The sequence below is a fragment of the Nocardia flavorosea NBRC 108225 genome (assembly GCF_001613385.1).
GTDB classification, from domain to species: domain Bacteria; phylum Actinomycetota; class Actinomycetes; order Mycobacteriales; family Mycobacteriaceae; genus Nocardia; species Nocardia flavorosea.
This window is the reverse complement of record NZ_BDCG01000027.1, coordinates 11858-38466: the sequence shown is the minus strand read 5'-3', so window position 1 is coordinate 38466 and position 26609 is coordinate 11858. Positions and strand designations below refer to the sequence as shown.

General features: G+C 67.1%; 24 protein-coding genes. 13 read left to right on the top strand and 11 right to left on the bottom strand.

The window, feature by feature from the left end:
* Window positions 1-25: 25 nt before the first annotated feature.
* From NFL01S_RS31840 to NFL01S_RS31825, 4 genes are read right to left on the bottom strand one after another with little or no spacing between them, the layout of a single operon-like run.
* Window positions 26-991 (bottom strand): alpha-ketoacid dehydrogenase subunit beta, encoded by a 966-nt coding sequence (locus tag NFL01S_RS31840; protein WP_062980078.1) that lies wholly within the window; start codon window positions 989-991, stop codon window positions 26-28.
* Window positions 992-1005: 14 nt separating this feature from the next.
* Window positions 1006-1980 (bottom strand): thiamine pyrophosphate-dependent dehydrogenase E1 component subunit alpha, encoded by a 975-nt coding sequence (locus NFL01S_RS31835; protein WP_084493433.1) that lies wholly within the window; start codon window positions 1978-1980, stop codon window positions 1006-1008.
* On the bottom strand, window positions 1970-3703 hold the full coding sequence (locus NFL01S_RS31830; RefSeq protein WP_062980040.1) for an FAD-binding protein: 1734 nt from the start codon (window positions 3701-3703) through the stop codon (window positions 1970-1972). Before NFL01S_RS31830 ends, NFL01S_RS31835 begins: the two co-directional genes overlap by 11 nt.
* Window positions 3700-5058 carry an aromatic ring-hydroxylating oxygenase subunit alpha gene (locus NFL01S_RS31825; RefSeq protein ID WP_062980039.1) on the bottom strand — a complete coding sequence of 453 codons (1359 nt, stop codon included), beginning with the start codon at window positions 5056-5058 and terminating at the stop codon, window positions 3700-3702. Before NFL01S_RS31825 ends, NFL01S_RS31830 begins: the two co-directional genes overlap by 4 nt.
* Window positions 5059-5293: 235 nt before the next feature.
* Here NFL01S_RS31825 and NFL01S_RS31820 point away from each other — a divergent pair, with 235 nt between their 5' ends.
* From NFL01S_RS31820 to fabG, 3 genes are all read left to right on the top strand, one after another.
* Complete coding sequence (locus tag NFL01S_RS31820) at window positions 5294-6016, top strand: PaaI family thioesterase (RefSeq protein ID WP_062980038.1); 723 nt, start codon at window positions 5294-5296, stop codon at window positions 6014-6016.
* Window positions 6017-6082: 66 nt separating this feature from the next.
* A complete protein-coding gene (locus NFL01S_RS31815; RefSeq protein ID WP_062980037.1) occupies window positions 6083-8407 on the top strand; it encodes an ATP-binding protein in 2325 nt (774 codons plus the stop codon).
* A 54-nt stretch (window positions 8408-8461) separates the two neighbouring features.
* Complete coding sequence (gene fabG / locus NFL01S_RS31810) at window positions 8462-9190, top strand: 3-oxoacyl-ACP reductase FabG (RefSeq protein ID WP_062980036.1); 729 nt, start codon at window positions 8462-8464, stop codon at window positions 9188-9190.
* A gap of 67 nt (window positions 9191-9257) precedes the next feature.
* Here fabG and NFL01S_RS31805 read toward each other — a convergent pair whose 3' ends face one another.
* The 3 genes from NFL01S_RS31805 to NFL01S_RS31795 form a co-directional block, all read right to left on the bottom strand.
* Window positions 9258-9839 carry a TetR/AcrR family transcriptional regulator gene (locus NFL01S_RS31805; protein WP_062980035.1) on the bottom strand — a complete coding sequence of 194 codons (582 nt, stop codon included), beginning with the start codon at window positions 9837-9839 and terminating at the stop codon, window positions 9258-9260.
* 134 nt (window positions 9840-9973) lie between these two features.
* Window positions 9974-11224, bottom strand: coding sequence for a CaiB/BaiF CoA transferase family protein (locus NFL01S_RS31800; RefSeq protein ID WP_281181561.1), 1251 nt, complete (start codon window positions 11222-11224; stop codon window positions 9974-9976).
* A complete protein-coding gene (locus NFL01S_RS31795) occupies window positions 11221-11736 on the bottom strand; it encodes a DoxX family protein (RefSeq protein WP_062980034.1) in 516 nt (171 codons plus the stop codon). Before NFL01S_RS31795 ends, NFL01S_RS31800 begins: the two co-directional genes overlap by 4 nt.
* 202 nt (window positions 11737-11938) lie before the next feature.
* Here NFL01S_RS31795 and NFL01S_RS31790 point away from each other — a divergent pair, with 202 nt between their 5' ends.
* Genes NFL01S_RS31790 through NFL01S_RS31780 form a run of 3 tightly spaced genes read left to right on the top strand, consistent with a single transcriptional unit; the run spans window position 11939 to window position 14745 of the window.
* Complete coding sequence (locus NFL01S_RS31790) at window positions 11939-12358, top strand: Zn-ribbon domain-containing OB-fold protein (RefSeq protein ID WP_062980033.1); 420 nt, start codon at window positions 11939-11941, stop codon at window positions 12356-12358.
* Window positions 12355-13500 (top strand): thiolase family protein, encoded by a 1146-nt coding sequence (locus tag NFL01S_RS31785; RefSeq protein WP_062980032.1) that lies wholly within the window; start codon window positions 12355-12357, stop codon window positions 13498-13500. Before NFL01S_RS31790 ends, NFL01S_RS31785 begins: the two co-directional genes overlap by 4 nt.
* Window positions 13501-13530: 30 nt before the next feature.
* On the top strand, window positions 13531-14745 hold the full coding sequence (locus tag NFL01S_RS31780) for an acetyl-CoA C-acetyltransferase (RefSeq protein ID WP_062980031.1): 1215 nt from the start codon (window positions 13531-13533) through the stop codon (window positions 14743-14745).
* A gap of 43 nt (window positions 14746-14788) precedes the next feature.
* Here the strand turns inward: NFL01S_RS31780 and NFL01S_RS31775 are convergent, their stop codons facing one another.
* On the bottom strand, window positions 14789-16318 hold the full coding sequence (locus NFL01S_RS31775; protein ID WP_062980030.1) for an acyl-CoA synthetase: 1530 nt from the start codon (window positions 16316-16318) through the stop codon (window positions 14789-14791).
* A 112-nt stretch (window positions 16319-16430) separates the two neighbouring features.
* Between NFL01S_RS31775 and NFL01S_RS31770 the strand changes: the two genes are divergently transcribed.
* On the top strand, window positions 16431-17264 hold the full coding sequence (locus NFL01S_RS31770; RefSeq protein WP_062980029.1) for an enoyl-CoA hydratase-related protein: 834 nt from the start codon (window positions 16431-16433) through the stop codon (window positions 17262-17264).
* A gap of 51 nt (window positions 17265-17315) precedes the next feature.
* On the opposite strand, the gene NFL01S_RS31765 is transcribed toward NFL01S_RS31770, so the two are convergent.
* A complete protein-coding gene (locus NFL01S_RS31765; protein WP_062980028.1) occupies window positions 17316-18356 on the bottom strand; it encodes a TIGR03617 family F420-dependent LLM class oxidoreductase in 1041 nt (346 codons plus the stop codon).
* Between the two features lie 71 nt (window positions 18357-18427).
* Here NFL01S_RS31765 and NFL01S_RS31760 point away from each other — a divergent pair, with 71 nt between their 5' ends.
* The 6 genes from NFL01S_RS31760 to NFL01S_RS31735 all read left to right on the top strand — a co-directional run bounded on the left by NFL01S_RS31760 (window position 18428) and on the right by NFL01S_RS31735 (window position 24400).
* The gene (locus NFL01S_RS31760; protein ID WP_062980027.1) at window positions 18428-19570 is read left to right on the top strand and encodes an acyl-CoA dehydrogenase family protein; all 1143 of its coding nucleotides are present in this window, start codon (window positions 18428-18430) and stop codon (window positions 19568-19570) included.
* Between the two features lie 5 nt (window positions 19571-19575).
* Window positions 19576-20412, top strand: a complete 837-nt coding sequence (locus tag NFL01S_RS31755; RefSeq protein ID WP_062980026.1) for a PaaI family thioesterase — start codon at window positions 19576-19578, stop codon at window positions 20410-20412.
* A gap of 128 nt (window positions 20413-20540) precedes the next feature.
* On the top strand, window positions 20541-20933 hold the full coding sequence (locus NFL01S_RS31750; protein ID WP_218019648.1) for a hypothetical protein: 393 nt from the start codon (window positions 20541-20543) through the stop codon (window positions 20931-20933).
* 291 nt (window positions 20934-21224) lie between these two features.
* A complete protein-coding gene (locus tag NFL01S_RS31745) occupies window positions 21225-22031 on the top strand; it encodes an SDR family NAD(P)-dependent oxidoreductase (protein WP_062980024.1) in 807 nt (268 codons plus the stop codon).
* A 464-nt stretch (window positions 22032-22495) separates the two neighbouring features.
* The gene (locus tag NFL01S_RS31740) at window positions 22496-24064 is read left to right on the top strand and encodes an MFS transporter (protein ID WP_062980023.1); all 1569 of its coding nucleotides are present in this window, start codon (window positions 22496-22498) and stop codon (window positions 24062-24064) included.
* 102 nt (window positions 24065-24166) lie between these two features.
* Window positions 24167-24400 carry a lipoyl domain-containing protein gene (locus NFL01S_RS31735; protein ID WP_062980022.1) on the top strand — a complete coding sequence of 78 codons (234 nt, stop codon included), beginning with the start codon at window positions 24167-24169 and terminating at the stop codon, window positions 24398-24400.
* 139 nt (window positions 24401-24539) lie between these two features.
* Here the strand turns inward: NFL01S_RS31735 and NFL01S_RS31730 are convergent, their stop codons facing one another.
* Together NFL01S_RS31730 and NFL01S_RS31725 are read right to left on the bottom strand one after the other, a co-directional pair.
* Window positions 24540-25280 carry an SDR family NAD(P)-dependent oxidoreductase gene (locus NFL01S_RS31730; RefSeq protein WP_062980021.1) on the bottom strand — a complete coding sequence of 247 codons (741 nt, stop codon included), beginning with the start codon at window positions 25278-25280 and terminating at the stop codon, window positions 24540-24542.
* Between the two features lie 82 nt (window positions 25281-25362).
* Window positions 25363-26595 (bottom strand): acyl-CoA dehydrogenase family protein, encoded by a 1233-nt coding sequence (locus tag NFL01S_RS31725; RefSeq protein WP_062980020.1) that lies wholly within the window; start codon window positions 26593-26595, stop codon window positions 25363-25365.
* Window positions 26596-26609: the final 14 nt, after the last annotated feature.

Below are 26609 nucleotides of genomic sequence, written 5' to 3'. Positions count from 1 at the left end.
CGCCGGGACCCGCCGGCCGCCGCGATCATGAGATGACCTTCCGGATGGCGCTCTCCACGTCGCTCATCTGGTACAGGTAGGCCTGTTCCAGGGTGGGTGCGAACGGGACCGGCGTGTTGGCCGAGGCCACGCGTACGACCGGGGCGAGCAGTTGCCCACCGAGTTCCTCGGAAATCCGGGCCGAGACCTCGGCACCCACCCCGAACTGCCCGACCGCCTCGTGCACGACGACGGCCCGCCGGGTCTTGGTCACCGAGCTCAGCACGGTGTCGGTATCGAGGGGCGAGACGGTCCGCAGGTCCACCACCTCGACTCCGATCCCCTCCTCGGCCAGCGTTTCGGCCAGCGCGAGAGACTGCCCGACCGGCCTGCCGTAGGTGATCACGGAGACATCGGCGCCCTCGCGGGCGATATTCGCCTTCCGCAGCGGAATACGGGCCCCCGGCTCCGCGGCCGGTCCCTTCGCCCAGTACATCTGATTGTTCTCGACGAAGACGCACGGGTCGTCGTCGAAGATGCACGAAGTCAGCAGACCCTGCGCTTCCGCGGGGGACGACGGAACCACCACCGTGAGCCCCGGCACGTGGGCGAACCAGGCTTCGAGCATATCCGAGTGCTGCCCACCGAATCCGCCGCCGGCACCGGTCGCGGTGCGGATGGTGAGTGGCACGCCGGTCTGACCGCCGGACATGAAGCGAAGTTTGGCCGCGTGATTGACCAGCTGGTCCATGGCCACGGTCACGAAGTTCATCAGCATGATCTCCGCGACGGGGCGCAGACCCGCCACCGCGGCGCCGACCGCGGCACCGACGATGGCCTGTTCGGAGATCGGTGTGGTGCGCACCCGTGTCGTGCCGTATTTCGTGGACAGCCCGGTGGTGACCTTGAAGGTGCCACCGCCCTCGCGATCTCCGATGTCCTCGCCGAGCACGATCACGGAGTCGTCGAGCCCGAGGGCTTCGTCCAGGGCCCGGTTGCAGGCCTGCTGCATGGTGATCTGCGCGGTCACGCCGGCACCTCTTCTCGGTAGACGTCGCGCCGCAGTTCGTCGGCGCCGGGCGGGGGACTGTTCTGCGCGAACACGACGGCGGCCTCGATCGCCTCCTGTTCGGCGGTCTCCAGGGCCGTCAGTTCGGCCTCGGTGGCGAGTTTCTCGGTGAGCAGCCGGGCACGCAGCCGGGGAACAGGATCGGCCTGCTGCGCGGCGCCGAACTCGTCGGCGTCCATATAGGCTCCGCTGTCGCCGAAGTAGTGCCCCATGAAGCGGTAGGTCATCGCCTCGAGCAGCGTCGGACCGCCGCCCGACCGCGCTCGCTCGACCGCATCACGCGCGGCCGCGGCCATTTCCGCGGCATCGTTGCCGTCGACGGTTACTCCGGGGATGCCGTAGGACGCCGCCCGGGCGGCGATCCGGTCGACCGTGGTGCCGTCGGCATACCGCGTGGATTCGGCGTACCTGTTGTTCTGGCACAGGAACACCACCGGCAGTTTCCACAACGCCGCCATGTTGAGGGCCTCATGGAACGCGCCGATATTACTGGCGCCGTCGCCGAAGCAGGCGACGGTCACGCGGTCCTCACCGCGTACCTGCGCGGCCAGGCCCAGTCCTACGCCGATCGGCAGGCCGCTGCCGACCACACCGGTGGTGACCATGACGCCTGTCTCGGGGTGGGTCACGTGCATCGGGCCGCCCTTGCCCTTGCAGGTACCGTCCACCCGGCCGAACAGTTCGGCGAACAGCGGTTCGAGGGGAATACCTTTGGCGATCTGGTCGTGGATGCCGCGGTAGGTGGTCACGAGGTAGTCCTCGCGACGGAGCCGGCTCATCATCGCGGCCGCGACGATCTCCTGCCCGCGGGGCGAATAGTAGGCCACGGCCAGCTCACCCGAGGTGAGCAAGCCGCGGAGTCGCTCGTCGGCTCGATGGATGCGTACCGCGGTGCGGTAGATCTCCAGAAGGTCGGGTTGGTCATTCACCAGTGTCTGCTCCGATCGGAAGGTGCGATTGAGTGGAGGTCCCGCCGGCCGAGGAGCCGGCGGCGTGCCGGGCGGCAATCCAGCCGAAGGCGAACGACACGCCGATGCTCGCCCCCGCGCCCGGATAGTGCCTGCCCACGAGCGAGGCGGTGCCGTTACCGGTGGCGTACAGCCCCGCAACGGGTTCTCCGTCATCCCGCAGGACACGGGCGTGTTCGTCGGTGAGCACGCCGCCGGAGGTGCCCACGTCGCCGGGGTAGAGGGTGAACGCGTAGAAGGGGCCCTTTTCCACCGGTCCGAGACACGGGTTCGGGTGCACGGCCGGGTCGCCGTAGTACCGGTCGTAGGTGCGCTCTCCCTTGTGGAAGTCCGGATCTTCGCCCCGTACCGCGCCGGCGTTGAACCGGTCGGTGGTCGCGCGCAGCCGGGCCGGGTCTATCCCGCAGAGCCGGGCGAGTTCCTCGATACTGTCCGCACGCTTCACATAACCGCTGGTGAGCCATTCACGGGGCGTGATGCCACCGGGGGTGGTGCCCCACAGGTAGCGTGCGCGATTGCGGGAGTCGGTGATCCACCAACTCGGCACCGCGGTGAACCCGTCGGCATGCCGCTCGTACATTTTCCGTCCGACCTCCATATAGGAGGCCGCTTCGTTGCAATAGCGTTCACCGTTGCCGTCGACCATGAACGCGTACGGTTTCGAGCGCTCGTAGACGGCGAACACCGGGCGGCCGTTCGGCAGGATGGAGGAGGGAATCCACCAGGCCTCGTCCATGAGATCGACGGCGGCGCCGTGCTGGATGGCGGTCTCGATCACCTCGCCGGAGTCGCCGGGGTTGGCCGAGGTCCATGCGGCCGACGCGGGTTGCCGTCCGTACTTCTGCCGCATCGCTTCGTTGCGCGCGAAACCGCCTGCCGCCAAGAGGACCCCGCGTCGTGCCCGCACGCGCAGACGGCGGCCGTTCCGCTCGACCACGGCGCCGGTGACCTGTCCGTTCTCCGTGGTCAGATCGCTCATCGGGCTGTTCGTCCACACCGGGATATCGGCGTCGATCAGCGCCCTGAGCAGATATCCCTGCAGCGCCACCCCTGAGCCGCGCAGCCGGCGGCCCCGCAGCGTCGCGGCCGCGAACCGTCCCGCGATCGCCGCGACCGTGCGCAGGCTCTTCGCGGTGCGTGGCGCCACCGACAGCGCAGAGACATCCGCGGTGTAGGCCGGAATCGGCGGCATATCGTCGGTGATCCGCAGTCTGGACTCCCACGGGCCCAGCGTCGCGGTATCGAAGAGGTCGGTTTCCAGGGAACGTCCCCGGGCCTTGCCGCCGGGACGATCGTCGTAGTAGTCCGAGTATCCCTCGCAGTGCCGGAAGGGGACTCCGGCCCCGCGCAGGAACTCGACCATCGGTTCGACCGCGTCCAGGAACGCTTCCCTGCGCACCTTGCTCGTCGCCGGCCCCTCGTCGCCGACCACGGCATCGAAGTACCGCCGGGCGTCCTCGCGACTGTCGGGAACACCGGCGGCCCGGGACACCGGGTTATCCGGTAACCACAGCACACCACCGGACATCGCGGTGGATCCCCCGATTTGCGGGGTCTTCTCGACCACCAGCGCCTGGATACCGTTCGCCTGAGCCGTCAGCGCGGCGCACAGGCCCCCGCCCCCGCTACCCACCACCAGGAGGTCGGTGACGATATCCCAGTCGTCCGAATCGTTCCCGCTGCTCATGACACCACCGGCCGCGTACCGAGGTATTCGTGCAGGGTTCGATGAAAATTGGAGATCGCCTGTTCCTGCACGGGACTCGGCCGCGGACCGGCGAAGCCACGAGACTTCATGCCTTGCTGGACAGCCGACAGGTTCTCGAAATCTTGTTCCAGGATCTTTCCCCACTGGTCGTGGTCGCGCCAATCCGTGAAGAACTCCTTCTCGAGTTTCGGTTCGGCGCCCGGCGCATAGCGGACCAGGGACCAGATATCGAAGACGCACGAATCGGGATCGTTCCCGTTGGGCCGGGCGCGGTACCACAGTGCGCCGTCGGGGTAAGGCAGCACGATCAAATTCGGGAAGATATGCCAGTCCTGGCCGGCCCGGGCCAGGTTCTCCATGGACAGCTTCGGCCAGCCCGCGCCCTCGGCCTCCGCCGCCTCTGCCGCGAAGGCCATCATCGAGCCGAGTACCACCAGGGGATCGGAGCCGTCCTCGAGATCGGTCATGAGCCGCCGGGCGGCGTGCAGATCGCGCGGGGTCCAGATGGCCTTGAGCTGTTCTTCCATCAACTCGACGAACTTGATCACGCCCGGCCGGAGGTCCTCGGGGAAGGGGAGGCCGAGTCGCCGTGACGGGGCACCGAGCGGCCAATTCCCTTCGGCCCCGGCGAACATCGCGTGTTTGCCGTACGCGGCGCTCGTCGTCAGATCATCGTTGTTGCGCAGCAGCTGCGGATGGGTCGTCTGAACGTGATAGCCCTCGTTGAAGGCCTCCAGTGCCGTCTTCCAGTTGCACGGCAGGACGACCGTCTTGTACCAGCGATGGCGGAACTTCTCGAATTCGAAGGCGTCGAACACCTCCGGAACCGGATCGAGGTATTCGCGCAGCGGCTCCGCATCGGGATCCATATTGACGAAAACGAAACCACCCCAGGTATCGACCAGCGGCTGTTTGAGTCGCAGCGATTCACGGTCGGCGCGGCCGGCCCAGTCGCCTTCGTCGACGATCTCACGCACAGTGCCGTCAAGATTCCAGCGCCAGCCGTGGTAGCGGCAGTAGAGATGGTTCGCGGTTCCGCAGCCTTCGGTCAGGCGGCGTCCGCGATGCTGGCAGGCGTTGTAGTGGGCGCGGATGGAGCCGTCGTCGAGGCGGACGACGATGATCGACTCGTCGGCGATATCGAAGGTGAGATAGTCGCCCGGATCGGGAATCTCCTCCTGTCGGCAGGCGACCTGCCATACGCGTGGCCAGAGGCGTTCCTTCTCCAGTCGGACGTAGGCGGGATCGATATAGGAATCCTTGGGTACGAAGTCGTCCCGCACCGTTTCGGTACGGCCGGGCGCGGAACCAGAGTCAGCTCGGGTAAGAGTCACCGGCAGATCCTCTTCATTGAGGGAAATGTGATTTTGGAGACAGTGAACACTGTCTATGACCGGGCGGTGACCTGTCAATGAATCAGGAGGATTAGATTAAGGATTGCTCGGTTTCATGGATGAGGTGGCGATGACAGCGAAGACGACGAATGCAGAGGCCGCGGTCCAGGTCCCCCCGGGCTGCCGGTCTATGGCGGGCGCTCGGCCGGGCGCCGATGCCGACTCGGGAGCAACGATGTTCCGGGTCCCCCTGGCGCCTGCTACCGGGGCCGCCGTGTCTCGCGTCGATCCGCTGACCTTGGCGATCATCGCGGACACCGCTGTCGGGTCCGCGGTGATCAGCAGACAGCCCGGGCGCGCAACCGGAGTAATGGCCGAATTGTGCATCGACCATGTCGGCACACCGGCTGACGAGGCCACCGCGCTCGATATCGTGGCGGAGACCCTCGGGTCCGGGCCGGATACCGGTACCGGCCGGGCGACGGTGCGGGATGACACCGGGGTGGTCGTGGCCCATGTGGTGGGTGTGGTGGCCCTCGATCCCGCGGGCGGCCGGGTTCCGGAGCGCGCGGGATCGAGGTCCTTCGACCCGCCGGACATCCGGTTGGTTCCGCTCGATTCCGACTCCGTCCGGGTGGAGATCCGGCCCGATATGCTGAACGACCGCGGCACTGTGCACGGCGGTGTACTGCTGGGGCTGGCGCAGCGGGCCCAGGAGCTGTTCCAGCTGTACCGCCGGGTCGGTTGCCGGCCGCTGCGGATGAGCATCGACTATCTCCGCCCCGCACCGCCGGACAGGCATCTGGTGTTGCGTTCGTCGTTCGAACGGCGTGGGCGCCGCCTGTGGATCGTGCGCACCGAAATACTGGACCGGGGCGGCCGGACGGTGGCGATCGCCCACGGGACCGGCGTGGTGGCCGATCCTGCCGCGAAAGATTCTCTCGAATCGAGAGGATAGGCTCATGGTGACGGGTACTGTCGCATCCGTCACTGGTTCGAACCGGCTTCACGAGGAGGCTCCTGGGTGGTGGCGTCCGTGCGGAAAGGGCCGGCCGGCAATCTGCCCGCCCGCTTGGACGAGTTCGTCGGACGGCATCAGGAACTCGCCGATGTCCGCCAGGCGATGGAATCCTCCCGTCTGGTCACCCTCGTCGGGCCCGGCGGGGTGGGAAAAACCAGGCTGGCCGTGCAGGTGGCCGCGGATTTGCAGCGTGCTTTCTCCCACGGCGTGTGGTTCGTCGATATCGCGCCGCTGCAGGACCCCGAGTTGCTCGCACCCACCGTGGCATCGGTGCTGGACCTGACCAGCAGGTCCTCGCGCTGGGCGCCCGGCCTGCTCGGACAGCAACTGGCGGATCGAGCGATGCTGCTGGTGCTGGACAACTGCGAGCATCTGACCGAGGCCTGCGCCGAACTGGCGAAAACTCTGCTCGAGGCGGCCCCTTACCTGAAGATACTGGCGACCAGCCGGCAGCCGCTGGAAGTCCGGGGTGAGCATATTCGCGGTGTGCAGCCACTACGGGTACCCGTCGAAGGACAGGAGGCCGACCTCGGCGAACTCGGGCGCTGCGATGCGGTGCGTCTGTTCCTCGATCGTGCCGCGGCGGTGGAGCCCGGTTTCGTGCTCACCACGCACAACGCCGCGGCGGTCGCGGCGTTGTGCCGGCGTCTCGACGGGTTGCCGCTGGCGCTGGAACTGGCGGCCGCGCGGATCCGCCATCTGTCGCCGCAGCAGATACTGAGCCGTCTCGATGGGCGATTCCAGTTGTTGCGTACCGACAGCGCGCTCCCCGCGCCCCGGCAGCGCAGCCTGCATTCGTTGATCGCCTGGAGCTACGACCTGTGCACGCCCGCCGAACGCGAGCTGTGGACCCGGCTGACGGTCTTCTCCGGCACGTTCAGTGCCGCGGCGGCCGAGGCGATCTGCTCGGGGGCGATCCTCCCGCAGGAGGACATCTTCGACCTGCTGGCCCGGCTCGTCGATCGGTCGATCGTCACGACGGTGCGTCAGGCGTCGGAGGTGCGCTATCGCATGCTCGGCACCCTCCGGGCCTTCGGACAGGATCGTCTCGCCGCGAGCGGGGACGAGGTGCGCCTGCGGCAGCGGCACAGCGACTACTTCCGCGACCGCCTCACCGGGCGTTATCCGTACTGGTTCGGACCGGGACAGTACGAGACGATGGCGTGGGTGCGCGTCGAACGCGACAATCTCCGGTCGGCGATCGACTTCTGTCTCACCGAACCGATGGATGCCCGGTCCGCCGCTGCCATCGCCAGCGGCCTCGGTGGAGAGGCGCTGCTCACGGGCAGGTTCGGCGAGGGCAGGCACTGGATCGACCGTGTCGTCGCCCTCCTCGACGAGGACTGCCTCGAACGCGCGATCCTGCTGTGGATCGCCGGGCAGTGCGCCGGGCACCAGGGTGATGTCGCGGCGGCCGAGCGCCTCCTGCGCCGCGCGCAGCAGACGTCCGAGCGTATCGGCGCTCGCCACGAGCAGGCGATGGCGACCGTCTATCTCGGTGTGCTGCGAATGTCCGCCGGGGCCGTGGACGAGGCGGTCGAGCTCTTCGACTTCGCGCTGGATTCGCTGGTGCGCGACGACGACCCCTTGGCTCGCGCGCTGCTTCTCACGCGGAAGGGAAAGGCGGTCTATCAGCTCGGTGACAGGGCCACCGGGCGCCGGCTGTGTCGGGAGTCTCTCGCCTTGTGCGAGCGCCACGGCGAGTACTGGCATCGGGCCGAGGCCCTGTGGGAACTGGCCAATTTCTGCTGGCACGACGGTGAGACTGCCGAGGCGGCCGCGCTGGCTGCCGAAAGTTTGCGGCTGAACCGAGAATTCCGTAACCCCATGGGGATCGCCCGGTGTACGGAAATCCTGGCCTGGATCGCCGCGTCGCGGGCCGAGCACGTGCGGGCCGCGCGGTTGCTCGGCAGCACGGACGCGCTGTGGCGGACGACCGATGCGCTGATGGACCCACAGTCGGTGCACGACCATCAGCAGTGCTGGGACCGGGCGGTGAGCGCCATGGGGGATCGGGCGTTCCGTGCGGAGTTCGAGGCCGGAGTCCGGGCACCGGTCGCCGACACCATCGCCTTCGCGCTGGGCGAGGCCCCCGCGTCGAACGCACCGGCATCCGGCGAGGACGTGCGGCTGACACCGCGGGAGTGGGAGATCGCCGACCTGCTGGCCGGTGGCGCCAGTAACCGCGAGATCGCCTCGAAGCTGGTGATCTCACCACGGACGGTCGAAGGGCATGTGGTGAATATTCTCGGCAAGCTCGGTTTCTCGTCCCGGGTCCAGATCGCGGTGTGGATGGCCGAGCACGGCGCCGCCCGTCACCTCCTTTGAGGCCTCCCGTATATAGTGCAATAAATGTATTTTTAGGCCGAGGAGGATCAACCTATGACCCTGTTACAGGGACGCGTCGCCGTCGTCACGGGCGGTGCCCAGGGCCTGGGCTTGGCCATCGCGGAGACATTCGTCGAGCACGGTGCCAAGGTCATGCTCGCCGACCTCGACGGTGCGGCGGCCGAGCGTGCGGCCGAGCGGCTGGGCGGTGCAGCGCGTCGGTGCGATGTCACGGACGAAGCCGGAATGACCGCCCTGATCGACGACACGGTCGAGCAGTTCGGGTCGGTGGACATCATGGTCAACAATGCCGGGATCACCCGCGACAAGACGATGAAGAAGATGACCTCGGAGGATTTCCGCACGGTCCTCGACGTGCACGTCTACGGTGCCTGGCTGGGTACGCGAGCGGCCGGCGCGGTGATGCGCGAGCAGGGCAGCGGTTCGATCATCACGATGTCGTCGATTTCGGGCAAGGTCGGCAATTTCGGCCAGACGAATTACAGTGCCGCCAAGGCGGGGATGGTCGGCCTGACGAAGGCGGCGGCAAAGGAACTCGCCGGCGCGGGAGTGCGTGTCAATGCCATTCAGCCCGGGCTCATCCGGACCGCCATGACCGAGGCCATGCCGCAGCACGCCTGGGATTCGAAGCTGGCGGAGATCCCGATGAAGCGGGCCGGGGAGCCCGCCGAGGTGGCCTCGGTGGCCTTGTTCCTCGCCAGCGATCTGTCCAGTTACCTCACCGGCACGGTCCTCGAGGTGACGGGCGGCCGGTACATGTAACCGCACGCGGTGGGCTCGGGCTACGCAGGCGGTATAGCCGGTACGCCCTTGCCGAGCGGGCGCGGTGTCATCGCGCCCGCTCCGCGGGCATCCGTTGCCGGAAAGCCGATTCGACGAGGTCGGTGAGGTTCGAGGAGGGATCGGACCGGTCCCAGAAGCGCAATGCCGCACTGAGGCAGGACACCGCGATCGAGGCGATCACCGTGTGCCGGAGCGTGGAGGTCGCGGCGCCTTCTTCGACGGCGAGTTGCAATGCGACCTCGCGTTCCCAGCGCAATCGCATCCGCAGGCTACGGGCCTCGAGTGATCGGGTGGTCATGACCAGGCGGGTCAGGGTCTGCGTGCGTTCGTCCTGGAGTTCGGCGGCGAACTTCGCCATCGGTTCGGCCAGTGCGGCGACCTCGACCGAGCGATCCGGGCGAGCGGCCACACACGCGGCCATCCGCTGGGCAGAATCGTCCTCGTCGCCGAAGAGGATGTCCTCTTTGCTGGGAAAGTGCCGGAACACCGTGGCGCTCGACAGTCGCGCGGCGCGCGCGATCTGCTCGACGGTGGTGGCGTCGAACCCCTGCTCCTCGAACAAAATGAGTGCCGCCGCGGTGATGTCGTTGCGGGCGCGGATGCGGTTGCGTTCCCTGAGCGTGCTCACCTCTTGCCCGCCTCACTTTTGATAGAAATTCTCAAATTGAATGTCTCTAGCGCACCGCAGCTTATCAAGGACCGTCCCTTCCCGCGACAGACAGCGTTGCGTCCAGCCGGGTCGACGCGGTTCGGCCGTTCGCTTCAGGCCGGACCGATTGGTGCGGGGCCGATCGCGCCCTCGGTGCGCAGGCTGTCGATGCTCGCCTCGTCCAGGCCGAGATCGCGCAGGACGGTGCCGGTGTGCTCGCCGAGGGCGGGAATCGGGCCGAGGGCCGGATCGTATCCGCTGATCACCGGGGGTGCCAGCAGTGTGCGCACGGGGCCCGCGGGCGAGCCCACCTCGCGCCACCTGTCCCGGGCCGCGAGATGCGGATGGGCTACGACTTCGGTGGTCGTGTTGTACCGCGCGTTGCCGATTCCGGCGGCGTCGGCGGCTTTCTGGATGTGGGCCAGCGGATGGCGGGAGCACCAGTCGCCGATCACCTGATCCAGTTCGGTGCGATGGGCTACCCGTCCCGGGCCGTCCCGATATCGTTCGTCGGCGGCCAGGTCGTCCCGTTCCAGGAGCTCGGTGGCCAGCCGCTGCCACTCCCGGTCGTTGGTGGTGCCGAGCACGACGACCTGGCCGTCGCTGGTCGGGTAGGAGCCGTAGGGCGCGACGGAGGGCGAGCCCATCCCCACCGGTTCCTGATCCTCGCCGGTGTAGTTACTCCAGGTCAGGGCATAGCCCATCAACTCGGTCATGGTGTCGAAGAGGCTCACCCCGATCTTTGCGCCCTGCCCGGTACGGCCCCGGGCGTGGAGGGTGGCCAGGATCGAGATCGCGCCGTAGAGGCCGGTGCAGGCGTCCGCCATCGGCGGTCCGGGCTTGGCCGGTGCGCCGGGTAGTCCGGTGATCGAGCAGGCGCCGGATTCGGCCTGTGCGAGCAGATCGTAGGCGCGCTTGCCCGAGAGCGGGCCACCACTGCCGTAGCCGGAGATCTCACAGGTGACCAGCCGGGGATGCACTCGTTCGAGGGACTCGGCATCCAGCCCGAGCCGGGCCGTCGCGCCCGGGGCGAGGTTGGTCACGAAGGCGTCGGCCTCGGCGAGCAGCCGGTGCAGGATCTCGAGTCCCTGCGGGGACTTGAGGTTCAGCGTGACGGATTCTTTGCCGCGATTGAGCCAGACGAAGTGGGCCGCCATTCCGTGGACCACGTCGTCGTAGTCCCGGGCGAAGTCGCCGCCCGCCGGGTTCTCGATCTTGATCACCCGGGCGCCGAGATCGGCCAGCGTGCGGGTGCACAACGGTGCGGAGACCGCCTGCTCCATGCTGACCACGGTGATACCCGCCAGCGGTCCCGAACGGTCGGCGAGCTCGTGGTTCTGTGGGGCGGTTTCCCGGCCGTTCACTGGCCATCCGCCTGTGCGGGCGCGGGCCGGTAGCAGATCGCCAGCAGCGCCGCCCCTGCGATCAGGCCGCCGCCGGCGGAGATCGCGAAGCCGGTCAGGCCGGACAGCTGATCGGTGAGTCCCAGCAGGCCGTCGAGCGACCACTCGCCGGGCCCGGTGGTGGCGACCGCGACGCCGATGGCCGCGAGTATCAGGTTGTATTCCCACCCCGAGTTGACCGAGTAGAACCCGTTGGCCCGGTGCACGGTCCACGCGGCCACCAGCATCAGGCCGACGAATCCGGCGCCGGCCAGCGGGGTGAGCAGGCCGAGCGCCAGCATCAGGCCGGTCGCGACCTCGGCGCCGGCCGCGAGGACGGCATGCAACCGTCCCGGCCGCATACCGATGCTGTCGAACCACCGGGCGGTTCCCGGGATCCGCCCACCGGAGAAGAACTTCTGATAGCCGTGGGCGGCCATGGTCAATCCGGCGATCACCCGCAACAGCAGTGCGCCGGCATCGAGTGCGGTCATGGCTATATCTCTCCTTGTCCGGGGCAGGACTGCCCGCTGGCGCCGGGCGGTCCGGTGGGCGGCCGTCGGCAGACCGACTCGACGTCGACCTTCTCGCCAGTAGTTATCGTATTGCACCATATATGGACGCTGAGCCTCCGGATGGGCGGACGGAGCGCAGGCGGCCTGGATAAATAGCTAAACGATTGTTACGATAATCGGTATGACCACGCAAGTACCTGTCGCCGAGGGGCTCTTCACCTGGCCCTCCGACGAACCACGGTTGATCGCATCGGAACGGGACGGCGCCATCGTCTTTCCCGCGGAGCCCGGTGCGCCGGAACGGCTGCTCGGCAATCGCGGAACGTTGTGGAGCTTCACCACCCAACAATTCCGGCCCCCGTCGCCCCCCTACGACGGCGACGATACCGCTGAGACGTTCGTTCCGTACGCGATCGGCTATATCGAACTGCCGGGAGAACTGCTGGTCCAGGGCCGGCTCACCGAATCCGATCCGGCGAAACTGCGGATCGGTCAGCCCATGGAACTGGTGGTCGTTCCGTATACCGTCCGGGCGGACGGCACCGAGGTGCTCACCTATGCCTTCGCTCCCGCTGAGACCACTGGAGGTGGTACCGAATGACCGACGTTGCGGTAGTGGGAGTAGGCCTGCACCCGTTCGGCAGGCACGGCGACAAACAAGCTCTGCTGATGGGCGCCGAGGCGGCGCGCGCGGCCCTGGCCGACGCAGGCGCGCAGTGGTCGCAGGTGCAGACCGCCTATGTCGGCAGCCACGAAGTGTCCAACCCGGATGCGATCGTGGGCTGGCTGGGGCTGACCGGGATCCCGGTCCGCGGTGTGTTCAACGGCTGCGCGACGGGCGGTACATCACTGCAGATGGCCGCGGAGGCGATCCGGCACGGCGAGGCCGATGTGGCGATGGCGATCGGGATGGACAAGCATCCCCGCGGCGCGTTCGCCGCGGACCCCTCCGTGCTCGGGCTGCCCTCCTGGTATGGACAAACCGGAATGTTCCTGACCACTCACTTCTTCGGGACCAAGGCCACCCGGTACCTGCACGACCACGGCGTCTCCGCGGAGGCGCTCGCCAAGATCGCGGCGAAGAACCTGCGCAACGGCTCGATCACCCCGCACGCGTGGCGTCGCAAGCCGTTGACACCCGAGCAGATCCTGGCCGCACCTGTCGTGAACCATCCGCTGACCCAGTACATGTACTGCAGCCCCGACGAGGGCGCGGCGGCCGTGGTGCTGTGCCGGGCGGATCTGGCCTCGAAGTTCACCTCCACGCCGGTGTACCTCCGTTCTTCGGTGCTGCGTAGCCGGCGGGCGGGCGCATTCGACGTGAACAGCCCGTCGATGCCGTTGGACGGCGCGCCCAGCCCGACGGTCGACGCCTCCAAGGCCGCCTTCGAGGAGGCGGGCCTGGGTCCGGACGAGATCCGGGTCGCCCAGCTGCAGGACACCGATGCGGGATCGGAACTGATCCACATGGCCGAGAACGGTTTCTGCAAAGACGGCGAACAGGAGCAGTGGATCGCCGAGGGCGCCACCGAGATCACCGGCAAGCTTCCGGTGAACACGGACGGTGGGCTCATCGCCAACGGCGAGCCGATCGGCGCTTCCGGATTGCGGCAGGTCTACGAGATCGTGCTGCAACTGCAGGGCCGGGCGGGCGATCGGCAGGTTGCCGGCGACCCCAAGACCGGCTACACCCACCTGTACGGCTCGCCGGGAGCCTCCGCGGTCTCCATCTTCTCCCGGTGATCGACGAACCAACAGAATCGAGGATCGACGGTGCGTGACGCCGTAATCTGTGAGCCGCTGCGAACCCCGGTCGGCGGGTTCGGCGGTGCGTTGAAGGACGTGCCCGCCCACGAGCTGGCGGCGACGGTGATCCGGGCGATCATCGAACGGACCGGCATACCACCCGAGACCGTCGACGATGTGTTGCTCGGCAACTGTTACCCCTCCATGGAAGCGCCCGCGATCGGCCGGGTCGCGGCGCTGGATGCGGGACTTCCGGTGAGTGTCACCGGCTTGCAGATCGACCGCCGATGCGGGTCGGGCCTGCAGGCGGTGCTGTACGCGGCCGGGCAGGTGAGCTCGGGAGCCAGCGAGGTCGTGCTGGCCGGTGGTGCGGAGTCGATGAGTACCGCGCCGTTCTATTCGACCTCCATGCGCTGGGGTGCGAAGTCGGGGCCCGGCGTGCTGCTCAACGATTCGCTCGCGCGCGGGCGGGTGACCGCCGGGGGAGCGAATTACCCGGTTCCGGGCGGAATGCTGGAAACGGCCGAGAATCTGCGTCGCGAGTACGGCATTTCGCGGCTCGAGCAGGACGAGTTCGCCGTGCGCAGCCATCACAACGCCGCGGCGGCGCAGGCGGCGGGCCGATTCGCGGACGAGATCGTGCCCGTCACGGTGCGGGGCCGTAAGTCCGATACCGTCGTCGACAGCGATGAGCACATCCGCCCGGATTCGTCGGTCGAGACGCTGGCGCGGCTGCGGCCCGTCCTCGCCGCGAGCGACGCCGAAGCGACGGTGACCGCGGGTAATTCGTCAGGGCAGAACGACGGTGCGGCGATCTGCGTCGTCACCCATCCCGCGAAGGCCGCCGAACTGGGGTTGCGTCCGCTGGTGCGGCTGGTGTCGTGGGGCGTGGCCGGCGTGGCGCCCGCGACGATGGGGATCGGCCCGGTGCCGGCCGTGCAGCGTGCGCTCGCGGCGGCGGAGCTGGGACTCGAGAAGATCGATCTGGTCGAACTGAACGAGGCGTTCGCGGCGCAGGCGCTGGCCTGCACCCGGGAATGGGGTTTCGCCCCCGCCGATTACGATCGCCTCAACGTGAACGGCTCCGGGATCTCGCTCGGGCACCCGGTCGGTGCCACCGGTGGCCGGATTCTCGCCACGCTGGCGCGGGAGATGGTGCGCCGGGACGCGCGGTACGGCGTGGAGACGATGTGTATCGGCGGCGGGCAGGGCCTCGCCGCGGTCTTCGAGAAAGTGGCCTGAAGGCCGGCGACGGTCTCACCCGGCCGTCGCCGGCTCTGCCGGATCACGAATTCATCAGCTGCTGTTTCAGCTCGTGCTTGCGCATCTTTCCGGTGGGGGTGCGTGGCAACTGTCCTGGGAACCGGATATCGCGGGGCACTTTGAAACCCGCCAGTTTCGTCCGGGCGAAGGTGATGAGCTCGGCGGCGAGCTCGGGTCCCGCCGCTTCCGGGTGCTCCAGCTGCACGGCAGCGGTGACCCGTTCGCCCATCTCGGGATCGGGCAGCCCCACGACCCCGACGTCGGCGACCGCGGGGTGCATCAGCAAGACGTCCTCGATCTCCCGCGGATAGATATTGACCCCACCCGAAATGATGAGGTGGGTCCGGCGGTCGGTGAGGAACAGGTAGCCGTCGTCGTCCAGGAAGCCGGTGTCGCCCACGGATGCTCCGCCGCGGGCATCCCGGGTAGCCGCGGTCTTACCCGGGTCACCGTGGTAGGTGAACTCGCCGCTGTCGGCGAACCAGACCGTGCCGGTTTCGCCCGCGGGTAGTTCGTTGCCGTCGTCGTCGGTGATATAGGGCCGGCCGAGGATCGGTTTGCCGACCGACCCGGGCTTGCGGAGCCATTCCTCGGCGGTGATGATCGTGGCGCCCACACCTTCGGTACTGGAGTAGAACTCGAACAGGATCGGTCCCCACCAGTCGATCATCGCTCGCTTCACCTCGACCGGGCACGGGGCCGCGGCGTGGACGGCGTGGCGCAGGCTCGACAGCGTGTAGCGGGCGCGCACGTCGGCGGGCAGTTTCAACATCCGGACGAACATGGTGGGCACCCACTGACTGTGGGTTACCCGGTGGCGCTCGATCGCGGCGAGCGCGAGTTCGGGGTCGAAGAGTTCGAGGACCACCACGGTGCCTCCGCTGCGATGCACGCTCATGGTCCAGGCGAGCGGTGCAGCGTGATAGAGCGGTGCGGGGGAGAGATAGACGTCGCCGGGCACGAAGCCCAGCAGGTCGCGCAACCACCGTCCCGGAACATCGGGATGACTGCCCAGCGGGAGGCCGGACAGCGGCCGCCGGATACCTTTCGGCCGGCCCGTGGTGCCCGAGGAGTACAGCAGGAAATCTCCCTCGGATTCGTCCGGGATCGGGGTGCGTGGCCGCGACGAGAGTTGCCGTTCGTAGCTTTCCCAGCCCGCGCGGGGTGTGCCGAGCATCAGCCGGCCGCGTGGTGCGAGCTCGGGGTCGGCCAGTAGCGCGTCCGCGAGGGCGGCCAGCGCGTCGGAGGCGACCACCAGCTGGGCACCGCTGTCGCGCAGGATATAGGCGGCCTCGTCGTCGGTGAGATGGGCGTTGATACCGATGTAGTACAGCCCGGCTCGCTGGGCACCCCATGCCAGCTCGAAATACTCCGCGCGGTTGTCCGCGAGGATGGCCACGCAGCTTCCCGCGGTCAGTCCACGATCGCGGAACAGATGTGCGACCTGGTTCGATCGGGCATCCAGCTCCCCGTAGGTGACAACCTCGCCGCTCGGTTCCACGACGACCGCCGGCTGCGCAGGATCGACGCTGCCGAAGGGGGAGTGTGGCATATTTCCTCCTCGTCACATGCAGTGGACTAAATGATATAACTGTTAATTGGGATGCCGCAGGTGGATTCCGGAACTCCCGAGATCCGCCGGGGTCCCTGGAGGAGGAACGGATATGAGTGAGCCTGCGGCGCGGGTGGAATGGACGATGACCGGTGGGATCGCCGACGTACGGCTCAACCGTCCGGAGAAACTGAACGCTCTCGACGATGAGATGTTCACCGCACTCCTTCGTACAGCGGCCGAGTTGCGCGCGGCACCGGATCTGCGGGTTGTGGTGCTCTCCGGCCGGGGCCGCGGTTTCTGTGCGGGTCTGGACCTGAACGCCTTCCGCGCGCTGGCCGAGGGGCGCGACTTCCGGCCGGCCGATTCCGACGTCCGCGCCGCCGAACTTGGCGGCGACCCGGAACTCACCCGCGGGCAGCGGGCGGTACTCGGCTTCCCCAATCTTCCGGTGCCGGTGATCGCGGCGGTGCACGGTCCGGCGCTCGGCGGGGGACTGCAGCTCGCGCTCGCCGCGCATATCCGATTCGTGGCGCCTACCGCGATGCTCGGATTGCCGGAGATGGGATGGGGTGTCGTACCGGATATGGCGGGTACGCAACTGCTGCCGCGCCTGGTGGGCCCGGATGTCGCCGCCGAAATGATCCTGACCGCCCGCCGGGTCGACGGTACCGAAGCCGCGCGAATCGGCCTGGCCACCCGAGTGGTCGACGAACCACTCGCCGCCGCCATGGAGCTGGCGCGCACGGTGGCCGCGCGGAACCCCGACGCGGTCCGCGCACTGACCACGACCTTGGCGGCACCGTCGTTCGCCGAAGGGCTGGCCGCCGAGCGGGCGGCGCTGCGCACGGTGACCGGTGCCCCCAATCAGCGCGAGGCAGCCGCGGCCGCGCTGGAGAAGCGTGATCCGGTATTCGTCACGGGAGCCGGAAACGCGCGCAGCTGAGCGATCGCGGAGGAGGTCCTGGGGTTGCGGAACTCGGTAGGAAAGGGCCGGTCAACGGCTGCGGTTGAGCTCGGCGACGGCAGGCAGCCAGATTGCGGGGTCGTGATCATAGGGTGCGTAGAAGCTGAAACGTTGTACGAGGTCGCCGAACCTGTTCCGCACGGCCGCGCCGAGCCGGTCGGGTTCGGCCACCACGGCGAAGGTGTTCAGTACGTCGTCGTCGATGAGGTCGCCCATGCGCTGCCAGCGATCGTCGCCCCCGCTCTTGGAGAGAGTCGTCAATTCATGGCCGAGGTCTTCCCATCCGTGTGAGGCGAGAACGGACTGGTAGGCAGGTGTGCTGCCGTAGAAGGCGATCTGGCGGCGCACCGCCGCGACGGCGCGTGCCATGTCCTGTTCGGTCGCGCCGGTCGCCACCAATCCGGACAGGCTGACGGAGAATTCGGCCGGGTCTCGATCCGATTCCGACATTCCCTTCGCCAGCGTCGGTAGCGTCCGCTCGCGGAGGAACCGTTCGGTGGTGAACGGGTGCGGTAGCAGGCCGTCGCATACGGCGCCGGCTACTTCGGTCATCCGGTCGCCCAGGGCCGCGAGATAGACCTTCGGTGGACCCCACAGACTGGGCTCGGGAGCGAAGAACGGGGTCATGAGTGTGTGGGTGTAGAACTCACCGCGAAAGTCCAGTTCCGCGCCGGTCTGCCAGGCGGTCCAGATCGCCCGCAGGGCCTCGACGAATTCCCGCATACGCGGAGCCGGATTGCTCCACGGCATCCCGAAACGCCGTTCGATATGTGATCTGACCTGGCTGCCGAGCCCGAGAAGTAGCCGCCCGCCGCTGAGCAGTTGCAGATGATGCGCGGTATAGGCCAGCGACATCGGGTTACGGGCGAAAGCGACCGCGACCGCCGTGCCGAGCATCAGGTTGCCGGTGCTCTGTGCCGCGGGTACCAATGGCAGGAACGGGTCGCCGGACGATTCCGCGCTCCACACTGCGGCGTACCCGTCACGCTCCGCTCTGCGGCCCTCCTGTGCCAATCCGTCCAGGCTCGTCGTGCCCGGTGCGGGTTTCGCCAGTTTCATATCGACATACATGGTCGCCTTCCTCCGCGCCTCTGCTAGACAGTATAATGAGTTAACTAAAAGGAAAGGATGGCGGCCAGACTATGCGACGCACGATTCTGGAACCCGAACACGAGCAGTTCCGGCAGACCGCACGCACCTTCTTCGAGAAAGAGTGTGTTCCCTACGTCGACGAATGGGAGAAAGCGGGCCGTACGAGCCGCGAGGTCTGGCTCAAGGCCGGGGAATTGGGGTTGCTCTGCTGGGAGGCGCCCGAAGAATACGGTGGGGCGGGAATCAAGGACTTCCGGTTCAACTCCATCCTGAACGAGGAATACTGGCTCTCCGGTTCGGTGGGCGTGGGTTTCGGGGTGCAGAACGACATCCTGGCGCCGTACTTCATCGAGCTGACCACCGAGGAGCAGCGGAAGCGCTGGCTGCCGGGCATGGTCTCGGGTGAGCTGATCACGGCCATCGCGATGTCCGAACCCGGCGCGGGTTCCGATGTGCGCGGTATCCGCACCACGGCCCGCCGCGACGGCGACCATTACGTCATCAACGGATCGAAGACCTTCATCTCCAACGGGCTGCTCTGCGACCTCGTGGTGCTGGCATGCAAAACCGATCCCGCGGCCGGGCACAAGGGCATCAGCCTGATCGTCGTGGAGGCGGGCACCCCCGGTTTCACCAAGGGCCGCAAACTGGACAAGATCGGCCAGCATTCCGCGGATACGGCGGAGCTGCACTTCGAGGATGTCCGCGTTCCGGTGGAAAATCTCCTCGGTGAGGAGAACAAGGGCTTCTACCACCTGATGCGCAACCTGCCGACGGAGCGGCTCGGGATCGCTGTCCACGCGGTAGCCGGCGCGCAGCGCGCCTACAACCTGACCCTGCCCTACGCGCGCGAGCGTCAGGCCTTCGGTCAGCCGATCGGTACTTTCCAGGTGAATCGCCACTTCCTGGCCGAAATGCAGACCAAACTCGAAGTCATGTGGGCCTACCTGGACACGTGCATCGCGGCACTGAATGCCGGCGAACTGACCGCGCAGGAAGCGGCGGGCGCGAAATGGTGGGCCACCGAAACCCAGTGGGAGATCCTGGACCGGTGCCTGCAACTGCACGGCGGCTACGGCTACATGAACGAATACGAGATCGCCCGGCTGTGGCGGGACGCGCGGGTGCAGCGCGTGTACGGCGGAACCAACGAGATCATGAAGGATCTCATCGGCCGATCGATGGGGCTGTAGCGGTCTTGGCCGGCGACTCCTACTCCTCGGCGCTCCTGACCGGCGCGGAGACGACGGGCGAGCTCCTGGCGCTCAGCGCGGTCGAGGCCGGACTACGGCTCACCGGGGTGCGGACGGGTCCGGGCCGGGCGGAGTTCCGCGCGCCATTGGCGCCGGATTCGCTCGGCCCCGGCCGCCGGCTGCCGCCGACGCTGCTGGCGGTCGCGGCCGACGCGGCCGTCGCGAGCGCGGTGTTCGCCCATCCGGCCAGTTCGCCCACCGGCGTCACCGTGGAACTGCGGGTGGACCAGCTGGCGCCGGTGGCACCGGAGGCGCGCCACCTCGACGTGACCGCCGTCGCGCTGGGGGTGACGGACGGATTCGGGTCGGGTCGCGCCGAGTTCCGGGACGACCGGGGAGCCCTGATCGCTCATGCGGTGGGCATGATGGTCGGCGACTCCGACGGACGGGCCCCGCTCGGTCCCGGTAGCGACGCGCGCCCGCCGATGGACCCGGAGGCCGTCCGGATCCAGCCACTGGGGGACGGTTCGGCACGGGTGGACGTCTCCGAGGGCCTGCTCAACTCTCGGGGCATGCTGCACGGCGGACTGCTCATGGCGCTCGCCCAGCTCGCACAGGAGCATTGTCATGCCACCGCCGGCGCCACCCTGCGGCCACTGCGGCTCGGCGTCTCCTACCTGAGGCCGGCTCCCGGGGAGGGTTCTCTGCACTTCCGCTCCGAATACGTGCGCCGGGGCCGGCGACTGTGGACCCTGCGTACCGAAGTGCTGCGCAGCGACGGCACAATCGCCGCGATCGCGACCGGGACGGGAGCGATTTCCGGCGTCCCGGTGCGGGCCTGACCCGGTCCGGTCACCGCCCACGCGGACCACGTAGTGCATCCAGGTGTTTTCACGGGGTCGCGCCGGCGATCCTTCGGGCACGGTGGTGCTGTGACCGGGATCATGGTCTGCGAGAGGAATCAATGATGATGAACGACGTCTCTGCCCAGGAATCGTCCGTCCGGACCGACGAGCACTCGGCATCGGTGATCGCGATCGTGAACCTGATGCTCGACTGGGATCTCCTGGACCTGGAACTCTCCCTGGACGAGCTGGCGGAGTGGCTCGAGGTGTACCCGGCCGAGGCCCGGCGGGCATTGCAGGAGCTGGGGACGTTGCCCGGGGTGGACGTACTGGCACCGGAGGAGCCGCACGCGCTGGTCCGAGCGGCGGTGGATATCGACCGCTGTCCGCTCACCGCGGAACGTCCCGGCACATTGCGGCTGGTGTACAGCCGGGCGGAGGGAGTCGAGCGCGGCGCATTCGCCGACGCCCGGCCCTGCGGAGAGGCTGTCGCTGCGGGGTTGCGCCGCCGAGCATGAGGACAACGGTCTCGACGTGCACCGGTGTGCCGGGCACCGGAGCGTGCGGGGCCCACGCCGGAATGGCGGTTCAGCGAAATCGACCTCAAAATAGTTAAACTATTTTAGAGTATGTGGTGTTGATTGAACCGCGGTCAGGGTGCCGCCGATCGGTCGGTCGTGTGCGCGGGGTGTGATTCGCAGCGATCCCGACCTGTCGGTGCCCGGCCGTGCCGTGACATAGGAGGCACCGATGAGCGATTCGACCGGGCGTGTAGGGATGGTGGGCCCGAGTGGCGCGGGGGCGGGGAAGTGACGGCGAGCGGGGCGGGCGGTCACCTCGACGGTCACGGAACCCGGCTGCGGGGCCTGGGTGCGCTGGTTTCGGGGGCGGGGAGTTCAGGAGAGTTTCTCGGCACCGGGGCCGCGACGGCGGTGCTGTTCGCGGCTCAGGGTGCCGTAACCGGTGTGCTGGATGTATCACCCGAGCGCGCGGCCGCCACCTGCCACCTGATCGAGCGGCAGGGTGGTACCGGGATCGCGTTGACGGCCGATATCGCCGATCAGGAGTCGGTGCGGGCGGCGGTGGAGAAATTCGTTGCCGCAGCAGGGCGACTCGATGTAGTCGTCAACAACACCGGTGTCACCACCGGCGAATGGGACCAGGTGTTCGCGGTGAACGCGAAGGGCGCCATGCTCGTCAGCGAGGCGGCGCATCCGCACCTGGTACGCAGTCCGGCCGCGTCGGTCGTCAATGTTTCCTCGATCGCGGCGATCCGTGGGTTCGGAGCGGGAGCCTACGCGGCCAGTAAAGGCGCGGTACTCGCGCTGACCACCGATCATGCCTATCGCTGGGGGCCGGACGGGATCAGGGTCAACTGCCTGGTTCCGGGGCATCTGAACACTCCCATAGGCAGCCAGGGTGGCGCCGGGGCGCGGGAGACCCGCCGCCGGGCGAATCTGCTCGGCACCGAAGGCACCGCATGGGATCTCGCGTGGGCCGCACTGTTCCTCGCCGGTCCGGAATCGCGGTGGATCACCGGTGCGATATTGCCCGTCGATGCCGGTACCACCATGGCGACGGGGCTGGGAATGTTCGGCAGGCTCACTCAGCAGTGATCACGATAACCCCGAAGCCTTGACCCAGTGATCTAATTCATTTTACTATATCAAGGCCGATGTGATCGGCATCATAACCACGATGCTTTCGGCCTGTTGTTGCCGCCGGCCAGCCGTCGAGCCTCGGCGGCGGACGCACCGTGTTCGCCCGTGTTCGGGTCGGACGATGTACCGGCGCCGTTCGAGCCGCCGGCAGCGGATTCCGGCCCCTCGCCTGCCTGTGCGATGGGGTCACAGCCTGGTCGGGAATGAGGAGGAACTCGATCTTCTGCCGGTCTTTACCCGAAGTCCCGCCGGATCCGGCCCGCGTCCGTCACTGACACGGACGAGGTCTGTCCTCTCGCGGCAGCGGTCGAGCGGTGGCCCCGGCAATCCCGCATCGCCCGTTCGTGCGACGCGCAACAACGCCGGGGGCTCGATGCGTCACCTCGACCGGTGCCGCGTTCCAAGAAGGGAATCATTCCATGAAACGCATTCTCGGCAACGGAATGGATATCCGGAAAGTCAGATCGGTCCCATGGATAGTCACGGGCTTGGTCTTCGCCGAGTTGGTAGGCGCGTTCGAAAGCGGTATGGCACTGCAGTTGCTGTACTCCAACGATCCGTTCTTCGGTACCGATATCGCCCAGCTGAGCTGGATCATGACCGCCTACACGCTTATCGCGGCCGCCTCGGTGGGGGTGTGCGGCCGTCTCGGTGACCAGTTCGGCCGGAAACGAGTACTGATCGCGGTGCTCATCATCTCCACAATCGGCACGTTGGTCAGTGCGCTGGCGCCCTCTGTGGAGGTCGTCATCGTCGGCCGCGCTATCCAGGGCGTGTCCGCGTCCATCCTCCCACTGACCTTCGGTATCGCCAGAAGCGCACTGCCTTCCGCGCGGGTACCGCTGGCGATCACGCTGCTCGGTATCACCGCGTCGGGTGCGGGCGCCGGCGGCATCCTCATCGCCGGGGTCATCATCGACCACTTCACCTGGCACCTCATGTTCTATGTGTGTGCGGTGCTGTCGGTTGCCGCCGGTATCACAACGGTTTTCATGATCCCGAAAGATTCCACGGTGGTGAAAGCGGGCGGCAGGATCGATTACGTCGGCATGGTCCTGTTCAGTCTGGGAATCTGGCCACTCCTCTACGCCGTGACGAAGGCCGGCGATTGGGGGCTCGGCGCGCCCCGCACGTTGATCTTCGCCGCGGTCGGCGCCGTGATCCTGCTTCTCTGGGCACGATGGGAGCTGAATTTCGGCGATCCGATCGTCGACATCCGCCGCTTCCGCGACGCGAAATTCTCCCTGACGATGCTTGCCACGGCTATGTCGGGCGCGGTGCTGCTCGGCATGCTGGGGGTCTTCAACAAGGCCGTTATGCGCACCCCGGAATCCATCACATCGCCGGACGGATCGATCGTGGACTTGCCTGTGGGGCTCGGCTTCTCCGCTACCCAGGCCGCGATTCCGAGTGTTCTCGGTGCGGTGGTCGGTTTCACCCTGTCTCCCGTGACTGCTCGTCTCGCCCACAGTCTCGGTGCCACCCCGGTGGCGATGCTCGGCTTCGGTACGGGAATCGTCGGTTATTTCAGTGTGCTGTTCACCCATCAGTCACCGGTCGCCTTCGTCATCAACATGGTCGTACTGTCCGCAGGTGGCGTCGCGCTCACGATGGCCGCGCTGCCGATGATGATCATCGAATGTGTCCCGGAGGTCGACACCAGCGCCGCGACCGGGATGCAGCTGGTGACGCGCAGTACGTTCCAGGCCGTCGGCACCGCGCTGATCGGTGTCGTGCTCGCGATCGGAACCCTCGGCTTCGGATCGCAATCGTTCATGTCCCAGACGGGTTTGACCACCGCCGTCGTCGTCGGCATCGCCGGATCCGCGATCGGCCTGGTCATGGTTGTCGCCGCCGACCGCTGGCGACCGAACGGGTCCGGCGAAGCATCGATGCCGACGGAAACGACAGTGCCCGAGCAGGTTCCGGGTGAGACCGGCGTCGGCGAGCGGATCGACGACGGCGAGCCCCAGCCGAAGGGTGTGTAACAGTCCGGTGAAATGCTGCCCCCGCACACCGCTGCCCGAACCTTTTCAGATTCCGGGAAAACACATATCCGTTTCATCGACGACTGAAGGAAGTGATATCGAATGATCTCGCGAATCAAGATCCCCAAGCTGGGAATGTCCATGCAGGAGGGGACGATCGCCGAATGGCACGTCGCTGACGGTGACACGGTCGAGGCGGGCCAGGTGCTCTACACCATCGAGACCGACAAGGTTCAGAACGAAGTCACCTCTCCGCTCGGTGGAGTCATCACACTCATTGCGGTCGAGGGGCAAACCTATGCGGTGGGCGAAATTGTCGCCGAACTGAAGAATTGATGGCAGCAGCGCGGCCATGATGTGGTGACCGCGTAGAATCTGTGGGGAAACACAACTCGGCCCTACCGAATAGAGGATTCGGTAGGGCCGAGTTCGGTAAGAATTCAGTTGTTTCACAACGGCGTGAGGCGCCGCCTTTTCAACCGGCGGTGCGGCCGCCGTCGATGAGATAGCACTGTCCGATGATGTGGGTGGATTCGTCGGACGCGAGGAACAGCGCCAGGTTGGCAACCTCCTCGGGCGTTCCCAGTCGTCCTTCCGGAGCGCGGGATTCGAGTCGCCGAACAGTTTCGGCGGGGACATGGTCCAGGATCGGCGTGCGGATGGTGCCCGGCGCGACCGCATTGACCCGGATGCCCTTGTCCGCGTATTCGAAGCCGGCCTGCCGGGTCATCATCACCATGCCGCCCTTGGACACGATGTAACCGGAGGAGCCGGGCGTGGCGCGGAATCCGCCGGTCGAGGCGGTGTTGACCACCGACCCGCCGCCGCTTTCGAGCATCAGCCTGATTCCGGCCTGTAAGACCAGGAATGCGCCGCGGACATTGACCCGGTGTACCCGGTCGAACTCCTCGATCGGATACTCGTGCAGCAGAACTCCGGAGCCGCCGCCGATACCCGCGTTGTTGGCGAGGATATCGAGTCCACCGAAACGGCGGCGGGCTTCGGATTCGAGGCGGCGCACCTCCGATTCCTCGCCGACGTCGCATCGGAACGCGTGGATGGCATCCGTTCCGGCGGCGAGATCGTCCACTGCGTCCGTGACATCCGCCGCGATGACCTGGGCGCCCTCCGCGGCGAAACGGGTCGCGATCGCTCGTCCGATGCCCGAACCGGCGCCGGTGACGATGGCGGATTTTCCTTGTAGCCGGTCTCCCATGACCGTCTCCTTTGCTGACAGCCGGCGCATACAGGGGCGCCGGAACGTATATGTGTGCGGTTGCCGGTGAACGGCGCCGTGGTCAGAGCAGACTGCCGCCGGCGGCGGGTGCGGTCGACCCGTACTTCTCGTATGCCGACAGCACGTTCTTGCCGATGCGCCAGCGGTGGACTTCATCGGGACCGTCGACCAGATGTTGCATTCGCGCTTCCGCATACCAGGCGGCGAGCGGAGTATCCATGGTGTAGCCCAGCGAGCCGTGGATCTGCAGCGCGGTATCCACGACTTTGCTGAGCATATCGGCCACAAAATTCTTGGCGATCGAGTTCTCCTGGGCGATATCGAGTCCGTGCTCCATGCGATAGGCGATGTGCAGGACCATCAGCCGCGCGATATAGAGGTCGCGGGCGCAATCCGCGAGCATCCACTGCACCCCCTGACGGTCGCTCAGTGGCTTCCCGAAGGTCGTGCGGGACAGCGCTCGTTCCGCCGCCAAATCCAGGGCCTGCTGGGCGCGTGCGATGCTCCACATACCGTGGCGGATTCGTCCATAACCCAATCGGTGCTGCCCCGCCGCGAACCCACCGCCGAGTTCACCGATGATATTCGCCGCCGGCACCCGGACGTCGGTCAAGGTGATCTCGGCGTGGCCGGTCACGTATTCTTCGTTCCATTTCGGCTCGATCCGGTCGTGCAGTGTCGGTATGTCGCGCACGATCTCGAAACCCGGCGCGGGCAGTTCCACCAGGAACGTGGTGAACTGCCGGTGGCGGGGTGCTTCCGGGTCCGTTCTGGCCATCAAGAGCACCAGGTCCGACTTGCTCGCCCCGCTGGTGAACCACTTCTCGCCGTTGATGATCCAGTGGTCGCCGTCGCGCACGGCGGTCGTTCGCATACCTGTCGCGTCCGCGCCGGCGGCTTTCTCGGTCATCGCGAAGCAGATGCGTTTCTCGCCCTCGATGAGGGGACGGAGATACTCCTCCTTCTGTTCGTCGGTGCCGAGTTCGAGCAGTGTGAGCATCGTGGCGTCCTGCGGACCCATACAGTTCATCGCCCATGCCGCGAGGTGCGTCCGGCCGACCTCCAACTGGACAACGGCGTTGGCCAGATGTCCCAGGCCCATACCGCCCCATTCGACCGGGACGAATGGGCACCAGAGGCCGGCCGCGCGCGCTTTGGCTTGGAGTTCGCCGACGATCTCGGAGAACGGCCGGGTGCCGACTTGCACTTCGTAGGGGAGCACCTCGCGGTCGATGAAATCCGCGACCCGGGTGCGTAGTTCCCGAGTTTCGTCGGGCAGAGAGAAGTCGATCATCGTGTTCCGTTCCT